The organism is Luteimonas cucumeris, assembly GCF_007830035.1.
Classification (GTDB): domain Bacteria; phylum Pseudomonadota; class Gammaproteobacteria; order Xanthomonadales; family Xanthomonadaceae; genus Luteimonas_C; species Luteimonas_C cucumeris.
On sequence record NZ_VLKN01000008.1, the window covers coordinates 47,531 to 70,366 of the forward strand.

General features: G+C 66.4%; 17 protein-coding genes. 7 read left to right on the forward strand and 10 right to left on the reverse strand.

Annotation, left to right across the window (positions count from 1 at the left end):
- Nucleotides 1-2 precede the first annotated feature (2 nt).
- From IP90_RS14910 to IP90_RS14925, 4 genes are all read left to right on the forward strand, one after another.
- The gene (locus IP90_RS14910; RefSeq protein WP_144900493.1) at nucleotides 3-2,384 is read left to right on the forward strand and encodes an MMPL family transporter; all 2,382 of its coding nucleotides are present in this window, start codon (nucleotides 3-5) and stop codon (nucleotides 2,382-2,384) included.
- Between the two features lie 399 nt (nucleotides 2,385-2,783).
- Nucleotides 2,784-3,221 (forward strand): hotdog family protein, encoded by a 438-nt coding sequence (locus IP90_RS14915; protein ID WP_144900459.1) that lies wholly within the window; start codon nucleotides 2,784-2,786, stop codon nucleotides 3,219-3,221.
- Between the two features lie 66 nt (nucleotides 3,222-3,287).
- Nucleotides 3,288-4,028, forward strand: a complete 741-nt coding sequence (gene fabG, locus IP90_RS14920) for a 3-oxoacyl-ACP reductase FabG (protein ID WP_144900460.1) — start codon at nucleotides 3,288-3,290, stop codon at nucleotides 4,026-4,028.
- Nucleotides 4,029-4,205: 177 nt separating this feature from the next.
- Nucleotides 4,206-4,688: a DUF4156 domain-containing protein gene (locus IP90_RS14925; RefSeq protein ID WP_242007615.1), complete on the forward strand. Its 483-nt coding sequence runs from the start codon at nucleotides 4,206-4,208 to the stop codon at nucleotides 4,686-4,688.
- Between the two features lie 30 nt (nucleotides 4,689-4,718).
- Here the strand turns inward: IP90_RS14925 and IP90_RS14930 are convergent, their stop codons facing one another.
- The 5 genes from IP90_RS14930 to IP90_RS14950 all read right to left on the reverse strand — a co-directional run bounded on the left by IP90_RS14930 (nucleotide 4,719) and on the right by IP90_RS14950 (nucleotide 11,076).
- Nucleotides 4,719-5,963, reverse strand: coding sequence for a cation:proton antiporter (locus tag IP90_RS14930; RefSeq protein WP_144900461.1), 1,245 nt, complete (start codon nucleotides 5,961-5,963; stop codon nucleotides 4,719-4,721).
- Nucleotides 5,964-6,002: 39 nt separating this feature from the next.
- Nucleotides 6,003-7,649 (reverse strand): NAD(P)/FAD-dependent oxidoreductase, encoded by a 1,647-nt coding sequence (locus IP90_RS14935; RefSeq protein ID WP_144900462.1) that lies wholly within the window; start codon nucleotides 7,647-7,649, stop codon nucleotides 6,003-6,005.
- A complete protein-coding gene (locus IP90_RS14940; protein WP_144900463.1) occupies nucleotides 7,646-8,464 on the reverse strand; it encodes a glycosyltransferase family 2 protein in 819 nt (272 codons plus the stop codon). Before IP90_RS14940 ends, IP90_RS14935 begins: the two co-directional genes overlap by 4 nt.
- Nucleotides 8,457-9,248 (reverse strand): beta-ketoacyl synthase chain length factor, encoded by a 792-nt coding sequence (locus tag IP90_RS14945; protein ID WP_144900494.1) that lies wholly within the window; start codon nucleotides 9,246-9,248, stop codon nucleotides 8,457-8,459. Before IP90_RS14945 ends, IP90_RS14940 begins: the two co-directional genes overlap by 8 nt.
- 646 nt (nucleotides 9,249-9,894) lie before the next feature.
- Nucleotides 9,895-11,076, reverse strand: a complete 1,182-nt coding sequence (locus IP90_RS14950; protein ID WP_199753506.1) for a beta-ketoacyl-[acyl-carrier-protein] synthase family protein — start codon at nucleotides 11,074-11,076, stop codon at nucleotides 9,895-9,897.
- A 174-nt stretch (nucleotides 11,077-11,250) separates the two neighbouring features.
- Here IP90_RS14950 and IP90_RS14955 point away from each other — a divergent pair, with 174 nt between their 5' ends.
- Nucleotides 11,251-13,590 (forward strand): S9 family peptidase, encoded by a 2,340-nt coding sequence (locus tag IP90_RS14955; protein WP_144900464.1) that lies wholly within the window; start codon nucleotides 11,251-11,253, stop codon nucleotides 13,588-13,590.
- Nucleotides 13,591-13,781: 191 nt separating this feature from the next.
- Here IP90_RS14955 and IP90_RS14960 read toward each other — a convergent pair whose 3' ends face one another.
- A complete protein-coding gene (locus tag IP90_RS14960; protein ID WP_144900465.1) occupies nucleotides 13,782-14,477 on the reverse strand; it encodes a glutathione S-transferase N-terminal domain-containing protein in 696 nt (231 codons plus the stop codon).
- A gap of 226 nt (nucleotides 14,478-14,703) precedes the next feature.
- On the reverse strand, nucleotides 14,704-17,289 hold the full coding sequence (locus IP90_RS14965) for a glycoside hydrolase family 3 protein (protein ID WP_144900466.1): 2,586 nt from the start codon (nucleotides 17,287-17,289) through the stop codon (nucleotides 14,704-14,706).
- A 329-nt stretch (nucleotides 17,290-17,618) separates the two neighbouring features.
- Here IP90_RS14965 and IP90_RS14970 point away from each other — a divergent pair, with 329 nt between their 5' ends.
- Nucleotides 17,619-18,584, forward strand: coding sequence for a LacI family DNA-binding transcriptional regulator (locus tag IP90_RS14970; protein ID WP_425477129.1), 966 nt, complete (start codon nucleotides 17,619-17,621; stop codon nucleotides 18,582-18,584).
- 39 nt (nucleotides 18,585-18,623) lie between these two features.
- On the opposite strand, the gene IP90_RS14975 is transcribed toward IP90_RS14970, so the two are convergent.
- From IP90_RS14975 to IP90_RS16690, 3 genes are read right to left on the reverse strand one after another with little or no spacing between them, the layout of a single operon-like run.
- On the reverse strand, nucleotides 18,624-18,950 hold the full coding sequence (locus IP90_RS14975; protein WP_144900468.1) for an alpha/beta fold hydrolase: 327 nt from the start codon (nucleotides 18,948-18,950) through the stop codon (nucleotides 18,624-18,626).
- Nucleotides 18,947-19,234 carry an alpha/beta fold hydrolase gene (locus IP90_RS16685; protein ID WP_158635371.1) on the reverse strand — a complete coding sequence of 96 codons (288 nt, stop codon included), beginning with the start codon at nucleotides 19,232-19,234 and terminating at the stop codon, nucleotides 18,947-18,949. The genes IP90_RS14975 and IP90_RS16685 overlap by 4 nt, the downstream gene beginning before the upstream one ends.
- Nucleotides 19,231-19,461, reverse strand: coding sequence for an alpha/beta fold hydrolase (locus IP90_RS16690; protein WP_158635372.1), 231 nt, complete (start codon nucleotides 19,459-19,461; stop codon nucleotides 19,231-19,233). The genes IP90_RS16685 and IP90_RS16690 overlap by 4 nt, the downstream gene beginning before the upstream one ends.
- A 298-nt stretch (nucleotides 19,462-19,759) precedes the next feature.
- Between IP90_RS16690 and IP90_RS14985 the strand changes: the two genes are divergently transcribed.
- Nucleotides 19,760-22,816, forward strand: coding sequence for a TonB-dependent receptor (locus IP90_RS14985; RefSeq protein ID WP_144900470.1), 3,057 nt, complete (start codon nucleotides 19,760-19,762; stop codon nucleotides 22,814-22,816).
- The last annotated feature ends 20 nt before the right edge of the window (nucleotides 22,817-22,836 follow it).

Genomic DNA, 22,836 nt, shown 5'->3' on the forward strand with positions numbered 1-22,836 from the left:
CGATGACCGCGCGCCTGCGCCTTGTCTGCGCACTGTTATGGCTGCTGGTCCTGCTGCTGGCAGGCTGGTGGATCGGCGCACGCCTGCAACTGACCGGCGATCTGCGGAAGTTCATGCCCGATGCACAGACACCCGCCCAGAAACTCCTGATCGACGAACTAGGCGAAGGCCCGGGATCGCGCCTGCTGTTGATCGCGTTGTCCGGCGCCGATGCCCGGACCCTGGCGATGCAATCGCAGGCGCTGCACGCGAAACTCGTTGCGCAATCGGCGTTCTCGCTGATCGCCAACGGCGGCGATGAGGGCCTCGAGGCGATTCCCGCGCGGCTGCGTCCCTATCGCTACCTGCTGTCGCCGACGCTGGATACGCAGGCCTTCGATCAGGCTTATCTGCGCGACGCGCTCGACGCGCGCGTGCAGGATCTCGGCTCGCCTGCCGCCGCACTGATCGAACCGCTGATCGGCGCCGATCCGACGCTGGAAACGCTAAAGATCGCCGAAGCGCTGCAGCCTGCACAGGCGCCGCAACGACAGCACGGCGTCTGGTTCGATCGCGACAGCAAGCGCGCGCTGCTGGTGGCGCAGACGCATGCGGCCGGCTTCGATCCCAGCGGCCAGCAGGCCGCGGTCGATGCGATCCACGACGCGTTCGCGCAGGTGCGCGGCGACAGCGGCACACAACTGCTGTTGAGCGGCCCCGGTGCGTTCTCGGTGGAAATCGGCGGCCGCACCCAGCGCGAGGCGCAATGGATCGGCATCGTCGACACGATCGGGCTGGTACTGCTGTTGTGGATCGCGTATCGAAACTGGAAGATGCCATTGCTGGGCGTGTTGCCATTGGCCAGCGCCGGCCTGGCCGGCCTGGCCGCCGTGGCCGTGTTGTTCGAAGGCGTGCATGGCATCACCGTGGCCTTCGGCTTCACCCTGATCGGCGTGGTGCAGGATTATCCGATCCACCTGTTCAGCCATCAGCGCCCCGGGGTGATGCCGGTCGGCAACGCGCGCGCGTTGTGGCCGACGCTGGCCACCGGCGTAGCGTCGACCTGCATCGCCTATCTCACTTTCCTGTTTTCCGGCGTCGACGGGCTGCAGCAGTTGGCGGTGTTCACCATCGCCGGCCTCGCCACGGCGGCGCTGGCGACGCGATTCCTGTTGCCGGCGCTGGTCGATCCGGCGCCGCGCGATTTTGCCGATTCAAGATTCCTCGCGCGGCTTTGGGCCCGGATCGCGCGGCTGCCGCGTCCGCGCTGGTCGCTGCTGGTCATCGCTGCGATCGCGCTGGCCACCGCGGTGTTCGCTCCCGGCGCGTTCTGGCAGAACGACCTGGCCAAGCTGACGCCGGTGCCGGCCGATGCGCTGGCACTCGACGCGCAACTGCGCGAAGCGCTCGGTGCGCCCGACGTGCGCTACGTGCTGACCGTGCGCGGTCGCGATGCCGAAACGGTATTGCAGGCTTCGGAAAAACTGCGGCCAGAGCTGGACCAGCTGGTCGCCGAGCGCGCGATCGCCGGCTACGACTATGCCGCGCGCTATCTGCCCAGCGCCGCCACGCAACGCGCGCGGCAACAGAAACTGCCGGATGCGGCGACGCTGAAGGCGGACCTGGACGCGGCCGTCGCCAGCAGTCCGTTCCGCGCCGATGCCTTCGACGCCTTCCTTGCCGATGTCGCCGCCGCCAGGAACGCGCCGCCGCTGACCCGCCGTGACCTCGATGGCACGCCGCTGGCCACCAGCGTCGCCGGCCTGCTGCTGGAAACTCCCGACGCCGTTGCGCGGGAAGCCGGACCGCATCGCGAAACACGACAGGACGAGGCGAATGACGGTAACGCAACCGCGCTGGTTTCGCTCAGCGGCCTGGCCGATCCGGCCGCGGTGGCGACGGCGGCGCGCCTGCATGGTGCGCAGCTGCTGGACCTGAAGGCGGCGTCGGAATCGCTGGTGGTGGCCTACCGCGAGCGTGTGCTGGCCGCGCTCGCGATCGCTGCACTTCTGCTGGCGGCAACGGTATGGATCGCATTGCGCCAGCCGCGCCGCGTGCTGCGCGTGCTGCTGCCGATGGCGCTGACCACGCTGCTGATCCTGGCGGTGCTGCGCGGCTTCGGCGTGGAGTTGACCCTGTTCCACCTGGTCGCGCTGATCCTCGCCGCCGGCCTCGGGCTCGACTACGCACTGTTCTTCGACCATGCCGGCGACGACTATGCCGACCAGCTGCGTACGCTGCATGCGCTGATCGTGTGCAGCCTGATGACATTGCTGGTGTTCGCGCTGCTGGCGTTGTCGTCGATTCCGGTGTTGCGGGCGATCGGTACTACGGTGACGATTGGGGTGCTTGGCAATTTTGTGTTGGCGTTGCTGGTGTCGCGGAGGGTGGTGCGGACGCAGTAGAGCGGGCTTGCTCTGTTGCTCTTTGCTGAACACTGTAAGAGCTTCCGCCCGCTGCGCTGGCGGGTCACTTTCTCTTGAAGGGCCATTAGAGAAAGTAACCAAAGAGAAGGCCCTTCCCCGATCAGAGCTCACGTAGCGGCTTGTAGTCCTCAGGGATTTTCCGAGTCGGCATCCTGCCTCCATCGGAAAACGGCGGCCATCCATGGCCGCCGCCCTCCGGGTCTACCAACTTGCCCGGCACTTGCGATAGCGCGCCAAGGTCAAGAGCTAAAGCCTCCCTTACCTGCTTTGCGAGCCCGCTCGCGTTGCGTTGTAAGCGAAACTTGCTCAGCTTCTTTTGCCGGTTGACACTGCCGCACTCGAAACTTACGAAAGTCCGCATTGCAGGGCGGGGAACCGATGATCGGACGCGATGAAATCCTGGCGTTGATCCCGCACCAGGGGGTGATGTGCCTGTGGGATGAAGTCGTCGAGTGGGATGAATCCTGCATCCGGCTGCGCGCCCGCAACCATCGCGATCCGACGCATCCGCTGCGTTCCGGCGATCGCCTGCGGGCGGTGCACCTGTGCGAGTACGGTGCGCAGGCGATGGCGGTGCATGGCGGGCTGCGTGCGCGCCGGACGGACGCACGAGCCCGGCCGGGTGTGCTGGTGTCGTTGCGCGATGTGACGCTGCACGTGGCGCACATCGACGACCTGGCCGATGCGCTCGAATGCGATGCCGAAGTGCTGGTCGAGGCCGGACAGAGCCAGCAATACGGGTTCCGCATCCACCACGCCGGCAACCTGCTGGCCGAGGGCCGTGCCGCGGTGATGTTGCAGGACGCATACCCGTAGCAGCGTTCCAGACGGGACGGTCGTGACCCATCGCGCCGCCGTGCGTTCCTACGCATAATCGCCGGCATGGACAGACACGATGCTTTCCGACGCCGTGCCCTCGTCACCGGCGGTAGTGGCGACCTCGGCGGCGCCATCTGTCGACGGCTGGCGGCCGATGGCGTGCAGGTGATCGTGCACGCGAACGCGAATCGCGCGCGCGCCGAGGCCGTGGTCGCCGACATCGTTGGCCAGGGCGGCAACGCGCAGGCGACCACCTTCGATGTCGCCGATGGCGATGCCGCACGCAGCGCCATGGAGGCACTGCTGGCGGACGGACCGATCCAGATCGTGATCAACAACGCCGGCATCCACGACGACGCACCCATGGCCGGCATGTCGCAGGCGCAGTGGAAGCGCGTGATCGACGTGTCGCTGCACGGTTTCTTCCACGTGACGCAGCCGCTGCTGCTGCCGATGGCGCGCACGCGCTGGGGGCGCATCGTCAGCGTATCGTCGGTGGCGGCGGTGCTCGGCAATCGCGGCCAGGTCAATTACGCCGCGGCCAAGTCGGCGCTGCACGGCGCGACGAAATCGCTGGCCCGCGAAATGGCCTCGCGCGGCATCACCGCAAATGTGGTGGCACCCGGCGTGATTGCCGGGCAGATGGCCGACGCAACATTCACCGCGGAACAGGTGAAGCAGCTCGTGCCGGCCGCCCGCGCCGGCACGCCACAGGAAGTGGCCGCGCTGGTCGGCTTCCTGTGCTCGGATGCGGCCGCCTACATCAATGGCCAGGTGATCGGTATCGATGGCGGGATGAGCTGATCGACCGGCGTGGCCGCAGCTGCTTCTGCAGGTCACCGGATGGCTTCCTGGATCACTGTCATGAACGGTTTAGAAAGGCATGCCGCAGCGCAAGCTGAATCCACGCGTCGGCATCACTCTGTCGAGCCGGCGATGGCGCTACGATCCGGCCATGGCAAACCTTGCAGGAGTTCCGTGATGCGTCGCTTGCTCATGCTGTCCGTCTTCATGCTGACGCTCGCCGCCTGCGCCAGTTCGCACCTGCTGACCGGCCAGCCGCGCCCGCCGATCGATCCGTCGCAGGTGCGCATCTATTTCTCGGCGCCACCCGGCGGTTACGAGGAGATCGCCCGCCTGCAGACCGGCAGTGGTGCGTTCACCTATGGCGAACAGAACAAGATGGATTCGGTGATGGCCAAGCTGCGCGCGGAGGCGGCCAAGCTCGGCGCCAACGGCGTGTTGTTCACCGGGACCGATGACGGCTATGGCGGCAGCAGCGTCGGCGTCGGTGCCGGCGGCGGTCGTATCGGCGGCAGCAGTTTCAGCAGCGGCGGGATCGGGGTGAGCATCAGCCCCAGCCAGAAGTACGCCTACGGCCTGGCCATCTATGTCGCCAATCCCCCGCCGCAGCAGCAGTCGGTACCGTTGCCGCCGCCGATGCCGGCACCGCAGGTCGAATAGTCGCGGCGCGGAAAACGAAGTCGCAGCGGATCAGGCCTGCGCGCGCAGAGGATCGACGACGCGGCCGGCGAACAGGATCAACAGTGGCCCGGTCATCACCGTGGTCAGGATCGCCATCACCAGCAGCATGGTGAACAGTTCCGGGCCGATCAGTCCGGCATCCAGGCCGACCTTCATCACGATCAGCTCCATCAGCCCGCGCGCGTTCATCAGCGAACCGGTCGCCAGGCTGTCGCGCCAGCCATAACCGGCCACGCGCGCGCCCAGCGCGCCGCCGGCGAGCTTGCCAAGCACGGCCGCGCCCAGGATCAACAGCAGCGCGCCCAGGCCTGCGCCGGCGAAGGCATCGGCAGTGGTGTTCAGGCCGGCCAGCGCGAAGAAGATCGGCATCAGCAGCACGATCGCCAGATATTCGACGCGTTCGGACAGGTAACGCAGCAGGCGGTCGTCGCGCGGCAGGCAGGCGCCGAACAGGAAGGCCCCGAACACCGCGTGCAGGCCCAGCCATTCGGTCAGCGCGGCGCAGGCGAGCGCGCCGACCAGCATTGCGGCGAGCAGCATCAGCGAAGGCCGGCCTTCCGGCGCGTGTCGGCGCAGCAGGTGCGCGTACAGCGGTTTCAGCGCGCCGAACACCAGCACGCACAGCACCAGCAGGCCCAGTGTGGTCATGGCGACGCCGGCGTAACCTTCGTCGGAACCGATCAGCGCGACCACGAACGCCAGCATGATCCAGGCGAACACGTCGGCGATCGCGGCCGAACTCAAGGCCAGCCGACCCAGCCGCGTCTGCGTCATGCCGCGATCCTTGAGGATGCGCGCCATCACCGGGAAGGCGGTGATCGACATCGCCGTGGCCATGAACAGCGCGAACGGCCAGAAGCCGACACCGGCCGGCGCCAGCGTCGGATGCAGCCACGGCGAGATGCCGATGCCCAGCGCCATCGGCGCCAGCACGCCGAGCACGCCGACCGCGCCGGCGGCTTTCAACTGCGCACGCACGCCATCGGGCGCACGCAGTTCGGCGCCGACGATGAACATGAAAAGCACCAGCCCCAGCGTCGACAGCGACGACAATGCCGGCAGCGAGTCCTGCGCGAACAGCGCGGCGTGGAAGCCGGGAAACGCCGCTCCGAACACGATCGGCCCGAGCACGATGCCAGCGGCCATCTCGCCGATCACCGCCGGCTGGCCGACGTGGCGCAGCAGCCAGCCGCAGGCGCGCGCGGTGGCGAGGATGACGACCAGTTGCAGCAACAACAACGGCGTGTGCGACATGACGGGGACCGGTAGGGCCGGCGATGGCGCCGGCGAGGCTCAGGCGGGAACGGCGGCTTCGATGGGCGTACCGGCAGCGACGTTGTACCAGTGCGCCGGCAACACCGGTCCCGCATCGTCGCGTGCGGACAGCAGCATGTCGAGGCCGTGGTCGTCGATGTCCGCATGCACGGCGCGCGCGTGGGTCAGCAGGTCGCCGGCCAGTTGCGCCATCCACGCGACGTAGCGTTGCGTGCGCGCATGGAAGGCGTCGTCGTCGAGTTCGTCGGTCAACGCACGGTTCATCTCGCGGCACCAGTCGAGCTGGTGCTGGTCGAGGACGCGCAGGCTGCTTGCGACCGGCCCGGTATTGCGTGTGCCCCAGTCGCGCAGCAGCGCCTGCATCGCAAGATTGAGCTCGCGCCCGCGGGAGAACGCCGGCCTGAGGCGATTGAGCAGGCTCAGCTCGGTCTGCCGCCTGCCGAAGAACAGCGGCGCCAGCAGCGCCCAGTAATAGGCGTAGTCCCACAGTACCTTCAGTGGCATCACCTGCGGATCGCCGAATATCGGGTACTGATCCTGATACAGCGTCAGCGTGCTCTCGTAGAACGAGAAGTACAGCTGCTGGTAGATCTCCGCGTAGGGCGCGAACGGCACCCCGGCGCGATCCTTGGCGATCAGGTCGCAGACGTAGGTATTGCTGATCGCGATGAAGTCGCTGCCCGGCGAGTAGAACGGATCGAGGAACAAGCCGGCCTCTCCGGTCAGCGCCCAGCGGTCGCCGGAGAACACCTGCTTGCAGCCGTACGAGAAGTGGCGCAGGAACAGGAAGTCCTGCAGCGCATGTTCCGGTTTGTCGATCGATTCGAACACGCGCGGCTGGTGCCTGCACAGCCAGGCCATCGCCTTGTCATGCGTGTTCATCGTGTCCAGCGGATGCATCTTCGCGTCGCAGACGATGCCCAGCGAATGCGCGCCGGAGGCCAAGGGAATCAGCCAGAACCAGTAGCCCGGTCCGCACATATGGTTGGTCGAACGCCAGCGCTCGGCTGGCGCGAACGCCGCGTGCCAGGCCGGGTCGTCCGACCACGACGAGAAATCGACGATGCCGTCGACGCGCCACCACACCGCATTGGCATCGTGTTCGTTGCCTTGCGCCAGGCCGAGCTTGCGCTTGACCAGTCCGGCGCGCCCGGACGCATCAACTACCCAGCGCGCGGTGACCTCGTGCGCCAGGCCGCACTGCTCGAAGGCGACGCGGTGTTCGTCCTCGCCGTCGCCGAACTCGATGCCGCGTACCACCGCCTCGTCGTGGAACGACACCCCGAGCGAGCGTGCCTGCTCGCCGAGGAAGTTCTCGAAGCGGCCGCGGTCGAGCTGCCACGATGGCGTCGGCAGCAGCTGGCTGACGCCCAGCTCGGTGCAGCGGTCGATGTCGTGCTGCCGGTCGGTGAAGAAGTAGCGCAGACCGTACTTGCGGATCTGCCGCGCTTCGAGGTGCTCGCGAAAGCCCAGCACGTTGGCGAAGTAATGCGCGCCAATTTCCACGGTCGATTCGCCAACCTTGAACGCGGCCTCGCGCACCGGATGGGCGCGGCGTTCGATCACGGTCACCGGCAGCGAGGCATCGCGCTGCCGCAGCTGGATCGCAAGACTGAGCCCGGCCAGGCCGCCACCGAGGATCACGACCCCGGTGGGGTGCTTCATGCGCGGCGTGCCTGCTGCACCGGCAGCGGCGCGAAGACCGTGCCGAACTCGCCGCTGGGGTCGTCGATCACCGGCGGGTTGGCGCGGATGCGGCGATACATCGCCGGCAGGCCGCCGCGTTTCAGGCACTGCGCCACGATGTGCCAGGTGATGCGGGTGAAGTCGCGCACCGGACGGAAATGGCTGGCGCGGAACTGCTCGTGGCAATGCACGCTCTTGTAGCGCGACTCGATCGGCACCGACACGCAGCGCGTGCCGAGTCGTTGCGCCGCGGACATCAGGATCTGCGCCTCGAACACGAAGTCCTCGCCCGGCACGTCGTGCAGTGCGGCGACCGCGGCCGGATAGAAGCGCTGGCCGCTCTGGCTGTCGGCGATCTGGTAGCCGGTGCCCCAGGCCACGCCCCAGTCGCCGAATTCGTTGGCCAGGCGGCGGTACGTCGGCTGCTGCGAACGCTTGCGCAGGCGCGCGCCGATCACGATGCAACCGGGATGGCGATTGGCGGCATCGAGCAGGCGCGGCAGGTCCGCGGCCGCGTGCTGGCCGTCGCCGTCCATGGTCAATACGCCGGCATGGCCCTGGCGCAGCGCTTCGCGGAAGCCGTCGCGCAGCGACGCGCCCTTGCCCATGCGTCGTGCATGGCGCAGCACGGTGATCGGCAGGTCGGCGACGCGCTCGACGGTGCCGTCCTCGGAACCGTCGTCGACCAGGATCACGTGCGGGCACTGCGCCAGCGCGCCCTGCACCACCTCGCGGATCCGCAGCGCTTCGTTCAGCGCGGGGATCACCACGGCGATGTGCTCGCGATCAAGCATCGATCAGCTCCACCCGCAACACGCGCCCGGGTCCGGCCTTGAGTATTACCGAATCGGCTGTCTGCGGGGCGTCGATGGCGAGCGCATCGAACAGCGACAGCATCGGCGCCATCGCATTGCCGCCGGCCAGACGCGCCAGTGGTCCTGAACCGGGAACCGCTTCGCCATCGGCCAGCGTCGCCTGCACGCGCAACGCGCCAGGAAACGATCTCCGCGACAGCACCAGTGCACCACCGAGCAGGCCGGTGCTGCGCCACATCGCGGCCAGTGGCCCCGAAGACGCGCTGTCGTAGCCGACCAGCAGCACCGCTTCGCTGCCGGCCGCGAGCTGGACCAGCGCCTCCAGCAGTCCCTGCGCGAAGCTGGCGTCGAGCGCCGAGATCGCGGTGGCCGGCGCGCGGCAACCGGCGCCGATCGTCCAGTAACCGGCGGCGGCGTTGTGCACGGAATTGTGGAAGCGGATCGGCGAGATCGCACGCGGATCATCGGCCAGCGTGGCGGCCATGTAATCGGTGATGCCCAGTTCGCCGTGGGTGGAGGCGAACACCGAAGGCAGCGCCTGCGGATCGCGATCCGCGTCCCGGCACGCGGCGAGCGCCACTTCCAGCGCGACGGCCACGGTATCCGGTGCGCGGCGGCGTTCGTTGGGTGGCAGCAACTGCGGCGACGGACGCGCCGGCGCACCTTCGACCACGGTGCCGCCCCGCACGAAATCGCACGCGGCCTGCCACGACGGCAAGCCATTGCTCCAGAAGCCGATGCCTTCGATGGTGGCGGTGAGCATGGTCATGCTTGCAGTTGTTGTTGCTTATGTTGTTGTTGCTTTTCTGCCACGCTGCTACCCAGATCCGAAGGGCGGCGGCCATGGATGGCCGCCGTTTTCCGATGGAGGCAGGATGCCGACACGGAAAATCGCGAGCCACTACCGCACTTGCCGGATTGATTTGTCGGGGAAGGGCCTTCTCTTTGGTTACTTTCTCTTGGTCCTTCAAGAGAAAGTGACCCGACTGCGACAGCAGGCGGAAACCCGACCTGAAAGGTCGGCAAATGCGTCGCAACTTTCAGGAGCGGGAGCAAAGTCGCTGGATCCCCGCCTCGTTCATCCTGAGCCTGTCGAAGGACGCGGGGATGACGGCTCAAGAGTCGAGGCAACGGAGCCTGTTCCGGTCTCTTTGCGATAAAAGCTTCCGCCCGCTGCGCGTGCGGGTCACTTTCTTTTGCTGACCCAAAAGAAAGTAACCAAAGAAAAGGGTCTTCCCCGATCAGAGCCAACGTTTCTGTTGGTAGTCCTCGTAGATTTTCCGACTCGCCATCCATGGCTCGGTCGGAAAACGGCGGCCATCCATGGCCGCCGCCCTTCGGGTCTGGGTGAGTTACACGCGACGTCTTTTGCCGTCCAAGATCAAATGCGAAAAGCGAAACGTTCGTCATCATGCCCGCCCAAACACCAGCGAGCAGTTGTTGCCGCCAAAACCGAACGAGTTGTTCATCGCATGGCGGATGTCGCGTGTCGCGTTGTCGAAACGGATCTGCGGGCCGTTGTCCGGGTCCGGCGTGTCGCTGTTGAGGATGCCGGGCAGCTCGCCGTGCTCCAGCGCCAGCAGCGCGAACACCGATTCGACGATGCCGGCCGCGCCCAATGTGTGCCCGGTCCAGCCCTTGGTGGAGCTGGCGTGCAGCGTGTCCGGGAACAGCGACGCCACGGCGCGTGCCTCGATCGCATCGTTGGCCGGCGTCGCAGTGCCGTGCAGGTTGAGATAGCCGACGTCGGTCGCGTCGATGCCGGCACGCAGCAGCGCATCGCGCATCGCCAGGCGCGCGCCCAAGCCCTCGGGATGCGGCGCGGACATGTGGTGTGCATCGCTGGATTCGCCATAGCCGCACAGGCGCAGGCCCGGTTCGTCGCCATCGGCGCGTTCCAGCAGGGCGTAGCCGCCGGCTTCGCCCAATGACAGCCCGCAGCGTGCAGCGTCGAACGGACGGCAGGGATCGGCCGCGACCAGTTCCAGCGAGTTGAAGCCGAACAGCACGCTGCCGCACAGGGTGTCGACGCCACCGACCAGCGCGGCGTCGGCGAAGCCGGCATCGATCAGGCGCGAGGCCTGCGCGAACACCTTGGCGCTGGACGAGCAGGCCGTGGCCACGGTGACGCAGGGGCCGCGCAGCTGCAGCGCGTGCTGCATGAAGCCGCCCAGCGAATGCGGCGTGTGCACCTGCGGCCGCGCCAGGTCGGCCGGGAAGCCGCCAGCGTCATCCAGCCGCGCGTAGGCTTCCTCGGTGGCGCCGATACTGGAAGTCGACGTGCCCAACACGATGGCGATGCGGGTGTCGCCATGGCGCCGCTTCATGTGTTCGATCGCGTCCGGCAGGCCGTCCTGCTGCAGGGCCAGCCAGGCCAGCCGGTTGTTGCGGCATTCCCAGGGCGCGAGAGCATCCGGCAGTACGGCGTCTTCCAGTCCTTCGACGCGGCCGATCCAGGTGTCCAGCGGCGCATCGCCGAAATCGTTGCGGCGCAGTCCGCTGCGGCGTCCGCGCAGGGCATGCACCTGGGCGTCGAGGCCGCGGCCGAGTGCGGTGGTGGCGGTGTAGGCGCGTATTGCCAGCGGCTGGATCTGCGGCACGGGAACTCCATCCATCATCGCCACGAAGTATAGCCAGCGCGCTATCGCGGCCCGCCGGCGACCGGTACATTCGGCAGGGGGCGGGCTCCGGAAGCCCGGGTTAGCATGCGGGTCCTTGCGCCGGCGGCCGTCGCTGCCGGTACTGACTCGCTCGAAGGGGAAGGCATGGTTTCGATGACGATGGGCAGGACACGCCTGCTGGCTGCGCTGGCGTTGAGCCTGCTGACCACGACCGCGTTCGCGCAGACCCAGACGCTGACGAAGGACGATTACGCGCGCGCCGAACGCCAGCTCGGTTACCACACCGGCATGCTCGTCGACCACGCCATCGATCCGGTGACCTGGATCGACGAGGGCCAGCTCTGGTATCGCGACCACGACGCCAAGGGCGACCGCTACCTGCGACTGGACGTGGCCAGCGGCAAGACCGCACCGGCCTTCGACCAGGCCAGGCTGGCCAAGGCGCTGTCCAAGGCCACCGACAAGCCGGTCAAGGCCGAGAAGCTGGGCGTGACCGGTTTCGAGATCGCCGCCGACGGCCGCCATGACTTCACCGTCGGCAGGAAGCACTATCTGTGCGACCTCGACGGCCGGGGCAGCTGCGTCGCTAAGGACGCGAAGAAATCCGACAAGGACGCCGCGGGCAGCGAGCCGGGCGTGCTGTCGCCTGACAAGAAAAGTGAAGCCTTCATCCGCGACTGGAACCTGTGGCTGCGCGATGTCGCCAGTGGCAAGGAAACGCAGCTGACCACCGACGGCGTCAAGGATTACGGCTACGCCACCGACAACGCCGGCTGGAAGCATACCGACGAGGCCATCCTGGTCTGGTCGCCGGATTCGACGAAGATCGCCACTTTCCAGCAGGACCAGCGCAAGACCGGCGAAATGACGCTGGTCAGCACCAATGTCGGCCATCCCAAGGTCGACACCTGGAAATATCCGCTGGTCGGCGACAAGGACGTGACCATGATCGAGCGTGTCATCATCGACGTGCCGACGCGCCAGCTGGTGCGCCTGAAGATGCCGCCGGACCAGCATCGTTCCACCCAGTGCGACGACATCAGCTGCTTCGGCGGCTGGGAAGACGTGCAGTGGGCGCCGGACGGCAAGACGCTGGCGTTCGCCTCGACCTCGCGCGACCACAAGCACACCTGGCTGCGCGTCGCCGATCCTGAAACCGGCGCGGTGCGCGAGGTGTTCGACGAGAAGGTGAAGACCTGGTTCGAGAGCGGCATCAACGCGATCAACTGGCGCTACCTGCCCGACAGCAATGCGGTGCTGTGGTGGAGCCAGCGCAGCAACTGGGGCCATCTCTACCTGTACGACCTGGCCACCGGCAAGCTCAAGCACGCGATCACCGAAGGCGAGTGGAACGTCGCCGACGTGGTCCGCGTCGACGAGAAGACCGGCACGATCTGGTTCCTCGGCACCGGCCGCGAAGCCGGCCGCGATCCGTACTACAAGCATCTGTACAAGGTCGGTTTCGACGGCGAGGGGCTGACCCTGCTGACGCCGGAAGACGCCGACCACAAGATCACGCTGTCGCCGGAAGGCGGGCATTTCGTCGATACGTACTCGACCACGACCGAACCGCCGGTCACGGTGCTGCGCGACAGCGCCGACGGCAAGGTGGTCAGGGAAATCGCGCGCGCCGACATCAGCCGGCTGAAGGCGGCCGGCTGGGTCGCGCCGGAGAAGTTCACGGTCAAGGGCCGCGACGGCAAGACCGACATCTACGGCATGATGTTCAAGCCGTCCAACTTCGATCCGTCGAAGAAGTACCCGATCATCAACTACGTCTATCCGGGCCCGCAGGTCGGTTCGATCCGTACCCGCAGCTTCGCGGCCGCGCACGGCGACAACCAGGCGCTGGCCGAACTGGGCTTCATCGTGGTGGCAATGGACGGCATGGGCACGCCGTACCGTTCCAAGGCCTTCCACGACGGCTACTACGCCAACATCATCGACAACACGCTGCCCGACCAGGTCGCCGGCATGAAGGCGCTGGCCAAGCGCCATCCGTGGATCGACCTGGAACGGGCCGGCATCTGGGGCCATTCCGGCGGCGGCAATGCCACCGCGACGGCGATGTTCAAGTATCCGGACTTCTTCAAGGTCGGCATCGCCGAGAGCGGCAACCACGACAACCGCAACTACGAGGACGACTGGGCCGAGAAGTGGCAGGGCCTGCTGGTCAAGGGCAAGGACGGCAAGGACAACTACGAGGCGCACGCGAACCAGAATTACGCCGAGGGCCTGAAGGGCAAGCTGCTGCTCGCGCACGGCAACATGGACGACAACGTACCGCCGTATCAGACCTGGCTGGTGGTCGATGCGCTGATCAAGGCCAACAAGGACTTCGACCTGCTGATCTTCCCGAACGCGCGCCACGGCTACGGCGAGGACTCGCTGTACATGACGCGGCGCCGCTGGGACTACTTCGTGCGCCACCTGCTCGGCGCCGAGCCGCCGGCGCAGTACGAACTGACGATGCCCAAGCCCTGATCGATCGAAGTCCTCTCCCGTTTCACGAGGCGATGCCGCATGGCTTGGGCGGCATGCCGCGCGTGCAGCTGAGCGCCCGCACATAAGTGCGGGCAGGGGCGCAGAGCGGGGCTGGGCGTGGCGAGAGCGCAGCGAGCCTGATGTTTCTGTTGCCTAGAGCGGAGCAAGCTCCGCTACGAGGCGTTAAACAACTACTTGGCGCCCTGCCCGAACAGCAGCCTGCGTTCCTCCTCGCCCAGCGGCTTGCCCGCATTCGGATTGACCTTCGCACCCAGCGCATACGCGCGCTGCACCGCCGGACGCGCGGCGATCGCGGCATGCCAGCGCTGCACCTGCGGGAACGGCGTCATGTCCAGCGGTGCCTTGTCATAGGCGTTGATCCACGGATGGCAGGCCATGTCGACGATGCTGTAGCCGTCGCCGGCGATGAATTCGCGCCCGGCCAGGCGCCTGTCGAGCACGCCGAGCAGGCGTTGCACCTCGCGCGCGTAACGCTCCTTCGCGTACGGGATCGATTCCGGCGCGTAGACGTGGAAGTGGCCGTACTGCCCGGTCATCGGGCCGAGCCCGGCCATCTGCCAGTGCAGCCACTGGTTGATCTCGATCTTGCCGCGAAGATCGTCGGCGAAGAAGCGGCCGGTCTTGTTGGCCAGGTACAGCAGGATCGCGCCGGATTCGAACACGCTGATCGGCGCGCCGCCATCGGCGGGATCGCGGTCGACGATCGCCGGCATCTTGTTGTTGGGAGAGATCGCCAGGAATTCCGGCTTGAACTGGTCGCCCTTGCCGATGTCGACCGGCGTGACGTTGTAGTCCAGGCCGGCTTCTTCGAGGAACAGCGTGATCTTGTGGCCGTTCGGAGTGGGCCAATAATGAAGTTCGATCATGGGGGATTCCTTGGCGGTGGTCAGGAACCCCGAAGTCTAGCGGCGTGGATGGCAGCGGACCGTGCATCGCATGGTCCGCTGCGTTGCATGTCCAGGGGAATCCTAACAAGCCGTCATCCCGGCGAAAGCCGGGATCCAGTGCCTTGCAATGTCTCGAAACACTGGATTCCGGCTTTCGCCAGAATGACGAGCTTGAATAACGAGCTTTGAGAGTTGTCCGCAGCTCCTAGCGGATCGGACAATCCACCTTGTGCTGGAAATCGGTGGAGGCGGCCATCTGCGCCAGCGCTAGTTCGAGTCCCGCGCCGGCACGGATCGCGAACGGTACATCGAGCTTGCCGGTATCGGCGCCGGCCACGCGCAGGCATTTGAGCTGGATGCCGAGCCGCGTCCATTCGCCGTGCGGCAGCGCCGCCAACGCTTCGCCGATCGGCAACTGCGCGCGGCACTTCTCACCGCAGCCCACCACCAGCGCCGCCTGGCCGTCTGCCGGCAGCGCATCGACACGCAGGGTCGCCACCAGGTAGACGTCGCCGTTGGTTTCCCTGACCAGGTCGATCGGTGCGTTGGAACGCAGTTGCGCCGTCGCATCGCCGGACCAGGCGAAGCGACGCGCGCCTTCCTGCACCTTGTGGTCGATCGCGTTCATCGCCAGCGCGCCATCGGCGGTGGCCGCTTGCGGGTGCACGACGTCGATCGCCACGCCATCGCCGCCGACCAGCTGCAGGTGCAGGCCGGTGCTGGCGACGCCGCGGTCGAAGAACGTGTTGCTGCGCGATGCGTTCGGATCGATACCCGGATCCTCCGGCAAGACGGCAAGATCGCCCTTGTCGGCGTAACGCAGGCCATGGCCAAAAGCGAACAGCGGGTCGTAGTTCTTCTGCCCGACGTTGTTGGCGTACTGGTCGGCGCGGCGCGGCCAGGAGAAGCTCAGCTTGCCCTTGAAGTCGTGCTGGACTTCGCCGGCGGCGTTGCGCAGCAGCACATCGGCGATGCCGGCGCCTTCCGAACCGGGCAACCAGGCGGCGACGAAGGCATCGGACGCGTTGATCTCGCGGTTGACCCACAGCGGGCGGCCGCTGAGGAACACGGTCACCACCGGAATGCCATCGGCCTTGAGACGCTTGATCAGTTCCAGGTCGCCGCTCTTGCCGGACTTGTACATCAGGTTGGCGAGGTCGCCCTGGAATTCGGCGTAGGGCTCCTCGCCGAACACGACGATCGCGACATCGGGCTTGCTCGCGTACTTGCCGTCGACAGCGAATTCGGCGCGGCCGTCAGCGGCTTCGACCTGCGCCTTGAGGCCATCCCAGATCGAATCGGCATTGGGGAAATCGGCGCGCGTGGTGCCGTCGCCCTGCCAGGTCAGCGTCCAGCCGCCGGCCTGCTGGCCGACGTTGTCGGCGCCGGCGCCGGCAACCAGCAGTTTCACCTTCGGATCCAGCGGCAGCACGCCGCCCTGGTTCTTCAGCAGCACCAGCGATTCGCGTACCGCCTGGCGCGCGACCGCACGATGATCCGGCGCGCCGAGCAGTTCGAACTTGCCGCCGAGCGCGCGCTCGGAAGGCCTGGGCTTGTCGAACAGGCCCATGCGGAACTTGGTTCGCAGGATGCGCCGCGCCGCGTCGTCGAGGCGTTCCATCGGGATCTTGCCGGACTTCACGTGCGCGACCGTGCTTTCGTACAGGCCACGCCAGCTGTCCGGTGCCATCGCCATGTCGAGGCCGGCAATGAACGTGGCCGGGCAGTCGGTGTTGCTGCAGCCGCGAACCTGGCCATGGCCGTTCCAGTCGCCGACGATGAAGCCACCGAAATTCATCCGGCCCTTCAGTACGTCGGTCAGCAGAACGCGGTGGCCGTGCATCTTCTCGCCGTTGATGCTGTTGTACGACGCCATCACTGTCTGCGCACCGGCAGCGATCGCCGGCACGTAGCCGGCGGCGTGCACGTCGCGCAGCACCTCTTCGCTGACCTGGGTATCGCCCTGGTCCTTGCCGTCGCGGGTGCCACCGTCGCCGAGGAAATGCTTGACCGACGCCATCACGTGCCGGTCGTCGAGGAATTCAGGCGTGCCGGCCTTGCCCTGCAGGCCCTCGACCATCAACCCGGCGAAGCTGGCGACCACTTCCGGGTTCTCGGAATAGCCTTCGTAGCTGCGGCCCCAGCGGTCGTCCTGCGGCACGGTGACGGTCGGCGCGAACGTCCACTCCATGCCGGTGGTGCGCGTCTCCGCGGCGGTGACCTCACCGATGCGGCGCATCAATTCCGGATTGCGCGTCGCGCCGAGGCCGATGTTGTGCGGAAACAGCGTCGCGCCGACGATGTTGCTCTGTCCGTGCACGGCATCGATACCGAAGATCACCGGGATCGCCTTGCCGCCGCCGCGGGTGTCCATCGATGCCTCCCAGAACGCGTCGGCCAAATCCAGCCATGCCTGCGGCGTGGCGTTGTACTTCTTGCCCGGATCGGAACCGCCGCCGGCGAGGATCGAGCCGAGCCGGTACTTGCGCACGTCATCGGGCGTGACGTCGCTGATGTCGCCCTGCACGATCTGCCCGACTTTTTCTTCCACGGTCATCGTTGCGAGCAGTGCATCGATGCGTTGTTCCAGCGCGGCGTCTTCGGCGAAAGGCCATTGCGGTTGTGGCCAGTTGGCCGGGTCGATCGTGGTCGACCGCACCGGCGGTTTGCCGGCAGTGGTGGCCGGTTCCGGACTCCGGTCGCAGGCGCCGGCAGCGAGCAGGGCGATGCTGAGCAAGCCCCAGCGCATGCTGGAGCGCGGCGAAAGCGCGAATCGCGTGCTGGATTTCATTTGGGTCTTTTCCCTGAGTTGTGATCGATCCGCGACCAGGCTCCGTTGCGGATGACAGCGTTGTCAACCAGGCGCAGAATACCTCGCCGTTGTCGACAATGCTTGTTGCAAAGCGGCAAAGACGAGGCAAAGCGATACGTGTGCCGCAATGGCGCGAAGACGGCGACCTTGGGCGGAAGCGACGCGCCACACAACAGCATCGATCGGAACCAGGGAGCGGAAGATATGAAGGTCGGGGCCCATCAGGCAGAATCGCCTGCTTCCAGGCAGGTGGACAGATGACCATGCGTGTGCGCATTGAGGACGTCGCAGAGGCCGCAGGCGTTTCGATGAAGACGGTATCGCGCGTGCTCAACAACGAGCCGAACGTATCCGAACGTACCCGGCAACAGGTCGAAGCCGCCGTGGAAAAGCTCAATTACCGGCCGCTGCCGTCGGCACGCGTGCTGGCCGGGCGCAAGTCGTACCTGGTCGCGATGCTGTTCGACAATCCGTCGAGCAACTACTTGATGGAAGTTGAGCTCGGCGTGCTCGATGCCTGCCAGGCGCAGCACTACAACCTGATGCTGGCACCACTGGTCTACGACGCGAAGAACATCGTCGCCCAGGTCGAATCGCTGATCGTGCAGTCGCAGCTCGACGGCGTGGTGCTGACCCCGCCGATCACCGACGATGCCGGCGTGCTCAAGCGGTTGGACGAACTCGACATTCCTTACGCCAGCGTCTCGGCGAAGGAAGCCAATCGTCGTATTGGCGTGATCGTCGACGAGCAGGGCGCAGTGTGCGCGATGATGGCGCACCTGGTGTCGCTCGGGCACCGCAGGATCGCGCACATCAAGGGTCATCCCGCGCACGGCGCCAGCAACTGGCGCCTGGCCGGATATCGCGAGGCGCTCAAGCGCGCCGGCCTGCGCTACGACCGCACGCTGGTCGTGGACGGCGAGTTCTCGTATGCGTCCGGCTACGCGGCGACCAATGCGCTGCTGGACCTCAAGCAGCGGCCGACGGCGATCTTCGCCGCCAACGACGACATGGCCGCAGGTGCGATCTGCGCGATCTGCGAACGCGGGCTGTCGGTGCCCAGGGACATTTCGGTGTGCGGCTTCGACGACACGCCGATCGCCCACCAGATATATCCGGCGTTGACCACGGTGCGGCAGGACACGCGCGAAATGGGCCGGCTGGCCGGCATCGAGCTGCTGCGGGAAATCCGTGAGCGCAGCAGCGGCAGCATCGTCGACGTCCCTTATACGCTGCAGCTGCGGCGCTCGACCGGGCCGGCGCCCACGACGTGATCGATGTGTTTGGCCCTTGTCGTTGCGGCGAAACCAGTCTCACCGTGATGCGGCCGGCTCCTGCAGAAACCGCTGCGCTGCTTCCAGGAACTGCTTCGCATTGGCGTCGAAAATCGGCACATGCGAACCCTGCGGCACTATCCACAGTGCCGAGCCCGGAATCGCAGCGTACATCTCCACGGGGATGCCGACCGGAAAGAATTCGTCGCGATCGCCATGCACGATCAGCGTGCGTGCCCGAATCGTTGCCAACAGCGCGGCGTCGAAGTTCACATCGTCGTAGCTGCGGCTGAAGCCGGCGAACTGCCTGGCCAGTTCCCCGGCCTGCGCATCGCCGCGGCTGGCGCATTGCCGGTAGTAGGTCATGTCTCCGGGCCTGGGGCCGTGCTCGGCCGCGGCCCGCGTGATCCGGCGCGCCTGCTCGGGAAATGGTGCGCGGCGCCCACCAGCACCATGGCCTCGATTTGCGACGGCTCGCGGGTCGCCATGTGCAGCAGGGTCATTCCGCCGCTGCTGATGCCGATCGCCTTGAAGCGGGTGATGCCGAGCCGTTCGAGCAGGGCGGATACATCCGCCGCGGCCTGGCGATGAGTGAACGCGCCTAGGGGGTTGGTGGACCGGCCATGGCCACGCAGGTCCGGCACGATCACCCGGAAAATGCGAGGAGCGCTCCGGAGAACGCCCGCCAATCGCGGCCGCAACCACCAAAACCGTGCAGCAGCACGAGCGGCTCGCCCTTTCCGGAGTCCTCGAAATACATCTCCATGCCTTCGATTGACAGGCTGCGACCGGCAACGGGCGCCGGTTGCGCGAGCACCTGAAAGGACATGCCGAGGAACAGGGCGACTGCCCAGGCCGTGCGTGATGCGTTTTTCACCGGAACTCCTTTGCTGATTTGTCATCGCCGTTTCGCCGTGCGTGCCGATGGCGGTGCACGGCCGCCGTGTCAGGTGCGGCATTACTCCGCAGCGCTGGTGACAACACAGAAATTCGCTGCAATGCAGCATTTTTTTTTCCAGCGGATCGTCGTCGCTTTCCGGCTTGACAGGCAGTGTTGCGGTGCAATTTGACAACGCTGTCAATCTAACATCCAATGCGATCGCACGACGTGTTGCCCGCGTCCGCCAACAAGAAAACACATCGCGATTTCGTGAGATCCCGGGGAGGGAAGATCCATGAAGCAGTTGCATGCCGTGCCCAGGAAACGGCTTTTGACTTCCGCGCTGCTGCTGGCGCTTTCCGCGCCGGCCGCGGCACAGGTGGTCGATGAGAACCAGGACGGACAGGCTGGCACCGCCACCGCAGCCAAACCGGATGCGCAGACGCTCGACACCGTGGTGGTGACCGGCATCCGCGGCAGCCTCACCTCGTCGATGAACCTCAAGCGCGACTCGCAGGGCGTCGTCGACGGCATCGTCGCCGAGGACATCGGCAAGTTCCCCGACACCAACCTGGCCGAGGCGCTGCAGCGCATCAGTGGCGTGTCGATCGACCGCAGCAACGGCGAAGGTTCGCGCGTAACCGTGCGCGGCGTCGGCCCGGACTTCAACCTGGTGCTGCTCAACAGCCGGCAGATGCCGACCACCACCGGCGGGCGCGCCTTCGAATTCGGTGACCTGGCCGCAGAATCGATCTCCGCGGTCGAGGTCTACAAGACCAGCCGTGCCAGCACGCCGACTGGCGGCCTCGGCGCCACCATCAACATCAAGACCGCGCGTCCGCTCGACAACCCAGGCCTGCAGGCCAACGCCGCCATCAAGGGCATCTGGGATACATCGGACGACGACCTGCCCAGCCACCTGCGCGGCGATACGGTCACCCCGGAAATGTCCGGGATATTCAGCAACACCTACGCCGACGGCCGCTTCGGCGTGGCGCTGAGCGCCAGCTACCAGAAGCGCGATTCCGGTTCGTCGTCGGCCTTCGTCGCCCCCGGCAATGGCTGGCGTACCTTCATCGACACGCCGCAACCCAACGGCGAGGGCGGCGGTTCGGCGCTGCCGCTGCCCGGCCAGCCGGGTTCGGAAAACATCACCAATCGCCCTGGTCCGAACGACGTCTATTCGATGCCGCAAAGCCTCGGCTACAGCATCAACGCGGTCCGGCGCGAACGCATCAACGGCCAGCTCGCGCTGCAGTGGGCACCGACCGACGACGTCACCGCCACGCTCGACTACACCTACTCTGAAAACCGGGTCGAGCAGTTGCGCAACGACATGTCGGTGTGGCTCAACTTCACCCCGGGCGTCAGTTCCTGGACTCCCGGTTCCGGCTCCTCGCCACTGATCTACGACGAGCGCTACGGCGGCAATTCGGACTTCGCCAACGGCGCCGGCAAGTCGGCGGTCAAGCGCAACCTCGACTCGATCGGCTTCAACGTCGACTGGCAGGTCAACGACAGCCTCCGCTTCGATCTGGACTACCACCATTCCGAAGCGGTTTCCGAACCGGACAGCCCCTACGGCACCAGCAGCACGCTGGCCAGCGCCGGATTCTTCCGCGCCGGCAACATCATCGATTTCAGCGGCGACTTCCCGGTGTTGACGATGCTGCTGCCCGCGGGCGTGACCGCGATCGATCCGGCGCAGATGCTGGTGACCGGCTCGGTGTTCCGCAACGATTTCCAGGAAGCCGAGATCGACCAGCTGCAGGCCGGCGGCCAGTTCCAGTTCGAGAACTATTCCAAGCTGGACTTCGGCGTGGCCACGACCGACTACGAGAACCGCTCGGCATTCACCAACGTGCAACTGGATACCTGGGGCGGCGCCACCAGCGCGGACGACTACCCGGATTCGGTGTGGCCGCTGCAGCACATGGGTAGCTACTTCGACGGCAGCGGCGATCCGCGTTTCACCGATGCGTTCTTCGCCTTCAACTTCGACACGGTGCGGCAGCTGGCCGAGGATGCCTGGGTCAACAGCGGCCGCGGCATCCGCGAGGACTACTACGCCTCGACCGATTACAGCGGCACCGCGGTGCCCGGCAGCACCGCCAACCGTACCGCCGGCGACAGTCGCGTCCGCGAGGAATCGCGCAGCTTCTACGTGCAGTGGAGCAACAGCTTCGACTGGAAGCTGCCGGTCGACGTCGCCGTGGGCGTGCGTTACGAGCGCACCAAGGTCAACGCCTCGGCGCTGCAGCCGGCGCCGGCCAGCATCGACTGGGTCTCGGCCAACGAATTCATCATTCGCTACTCCGGTTCCGAGTTCCGCGACCTGAAGGGCGACTACAAGTACTGGCTGCCGAACCTGGACCTCGCCTTCCACCTGACCGACGACATGAAGCTGCGCGCCAGCTATGGCGAGACCATCGGCCGGCCGAACTGGGGCGACCTCAACCCGGCGCTGGGCGTCGGCGGCCAGGCACGCTTCGACGGCGGTGGCGGCGGTGCCGGCAATCCGGCCCTGTTGCCGCTGGAATCGCGCAACTTCGACCTGTCCTACGAGTGGTACTACGGCGAGTCGAGCTACCTGTCGGTGGGCTACTTCCACAAGAAGATCGACAACTTCATCGCCCGGCAGGTCGATCGGCAGACGCCTTTCCCGGATCTGCACACACCTGCCGGCGGCGCCTACTGGAACGAGGCGATCGGCGCCGGCGGCTGCGCCAGCACCGACCGTCCCTGCATCCGTGACTACATCCTCACAACTTATGACGGCCAGCCCGGTGTGGACATGACCGGTACCGACGCCAACGGCATGGCCACCGGCACGATCAGCGGCCTGCCCGGCGATCCGCTGCTGGAATTCAACATCGACCAGCCGGTCAACAACCGCGCCGACAAACTCGACGGCTGGGAGCTCAATATCCAGCACGTGTTCGGCGAAAGCGGCTTCGGCCTGGCGGCGAACTACACCATCGTCGATTCCGGTCTGACCTATGACAACGGCCGGCTCGGCACGCAGTTCGCGATGACCGGCCTCAGCGATTCCGCGAACGTCGTGGCGTTCTACGAAAAGGGACCGTGGCAGGTGCGCACCGCCTACAACTGGCGCGACGAGTTCCTCAGCGCGCTGGGCGACGGCAAGGGTCCGAACCCGATCTACGTGGAGGCGTATGGGCAGCTGGACGTCAACGTCAGCTATGCGATCACCGACAACTTCGTGGTGTCGCTGGAAGGCATCAACGTGACCGACGAAACCACGCGCACCCACGGCCGCAACTCGCGCCAGCTGTACAGCTACGATCAGCTGGGGCCGCGCTACATGGCCGGCGTGCGCTACAAGTTCTGACCGCGGCAACCGTAGTACCC

Bases quoted from the DNA above. Each gene is read 5' to 3' on its own strand.
- IP90_RS14910 (WP_144900493.1), top strand. From the start codon at position 3: ATGACCGCGCGCCTGCGCCTTGTCTGCGCACTGTTATGGCTGCTGGTC.
- IP90_RS14915 (WP_144900459.1), top strand. From the start codon at position 2,784: ATGATCGGACGCGATGAAATCCTGGCGTTGATCCCGCACCAGGGGGTG.
- fabG (WP_144900460.1), top strand. From the start codon at position 3,288: ATGGACAGACACGATGCTTTCCGACGCCGTGCCCTCGTCACCGGCGGT.
- IP90_RS14925 (WP_242007615.1), top strand. From the start codon at position 4,206: ATGCGTCGCTTGCTCATGCTGTCCGTCTTCATGCTGACGCTCGCCGCC.
- IP90_RS14930 (WP_144900461.1), bottom strand. From the start codon at position 5,963: ATGTCGCACACGCCGTTGTTGTTGCTGCAACTGGTCGTCATCCTCGCC.
- IP90_RS14935 (WP_144900462.1), bottom strand. From the start codon at position 7,649: ATGAAGCACCCCACCGGGGTCGTGATCCTCGGTGGCGGCCTGGCCGGG.
- IP90_RS14940 (WP_144900463.1), bottom strand. From the start codon at position 8,464: ATGCTTGATCGCGAGCACATCGCCGTGGTGATCCCCGCGCTGAACGAA.
- IP90_RS14945 (WP_144900494.1), bottom strand. From the start codon at position 9,248: ATGCTCACCGCCACCATCGAAGGCATCGGCTTCTGGAGCAATGGCTTG.
- IP90_RS14955 (WP_144900464.1), top strand. From the start codon at position 11,251: ATGGTTTCGATGACGATGGGCAGGACACGCCTGCTGGCTGCGCTGGCG.
- IP90_RS14960 (WP_144900465.1), bottom strand. From the start codon at position 14,477: ATGATCGAACTTCATTATTGGCCCACTCCGAACGGCCACAAGATCACG.
- IP90_RS14965 (WP_144900466.1), bottom strand. From the start codon at position 17,289: ATGAAATCCAGCACGCGATTCGCGCTTTCGCCGCGCTCCAGCATGCGC.
- IP90_RS14970 (WP_425477129.1), top strand. From the start codon at position 17,619: ATGAAGACGGTATCGCGCGTGCTCAACAACGAGCCGAACGTATCCGAA.
- IP90_RS14975 (WP_144900468.1), bottom strand. From the start codon at position 18,950: ATGACCTACTACCGGCAATGCGCCAGCCGCGGCGATGCGCAGGCCGGG.
- IP90_RS14985 (WP_144900470.1), top strand. From the start codon at position 19,760: ATGAAGCAGTTGCATGCCGTGCCCAGGAAACGGCTTTTGACTTCCGCG.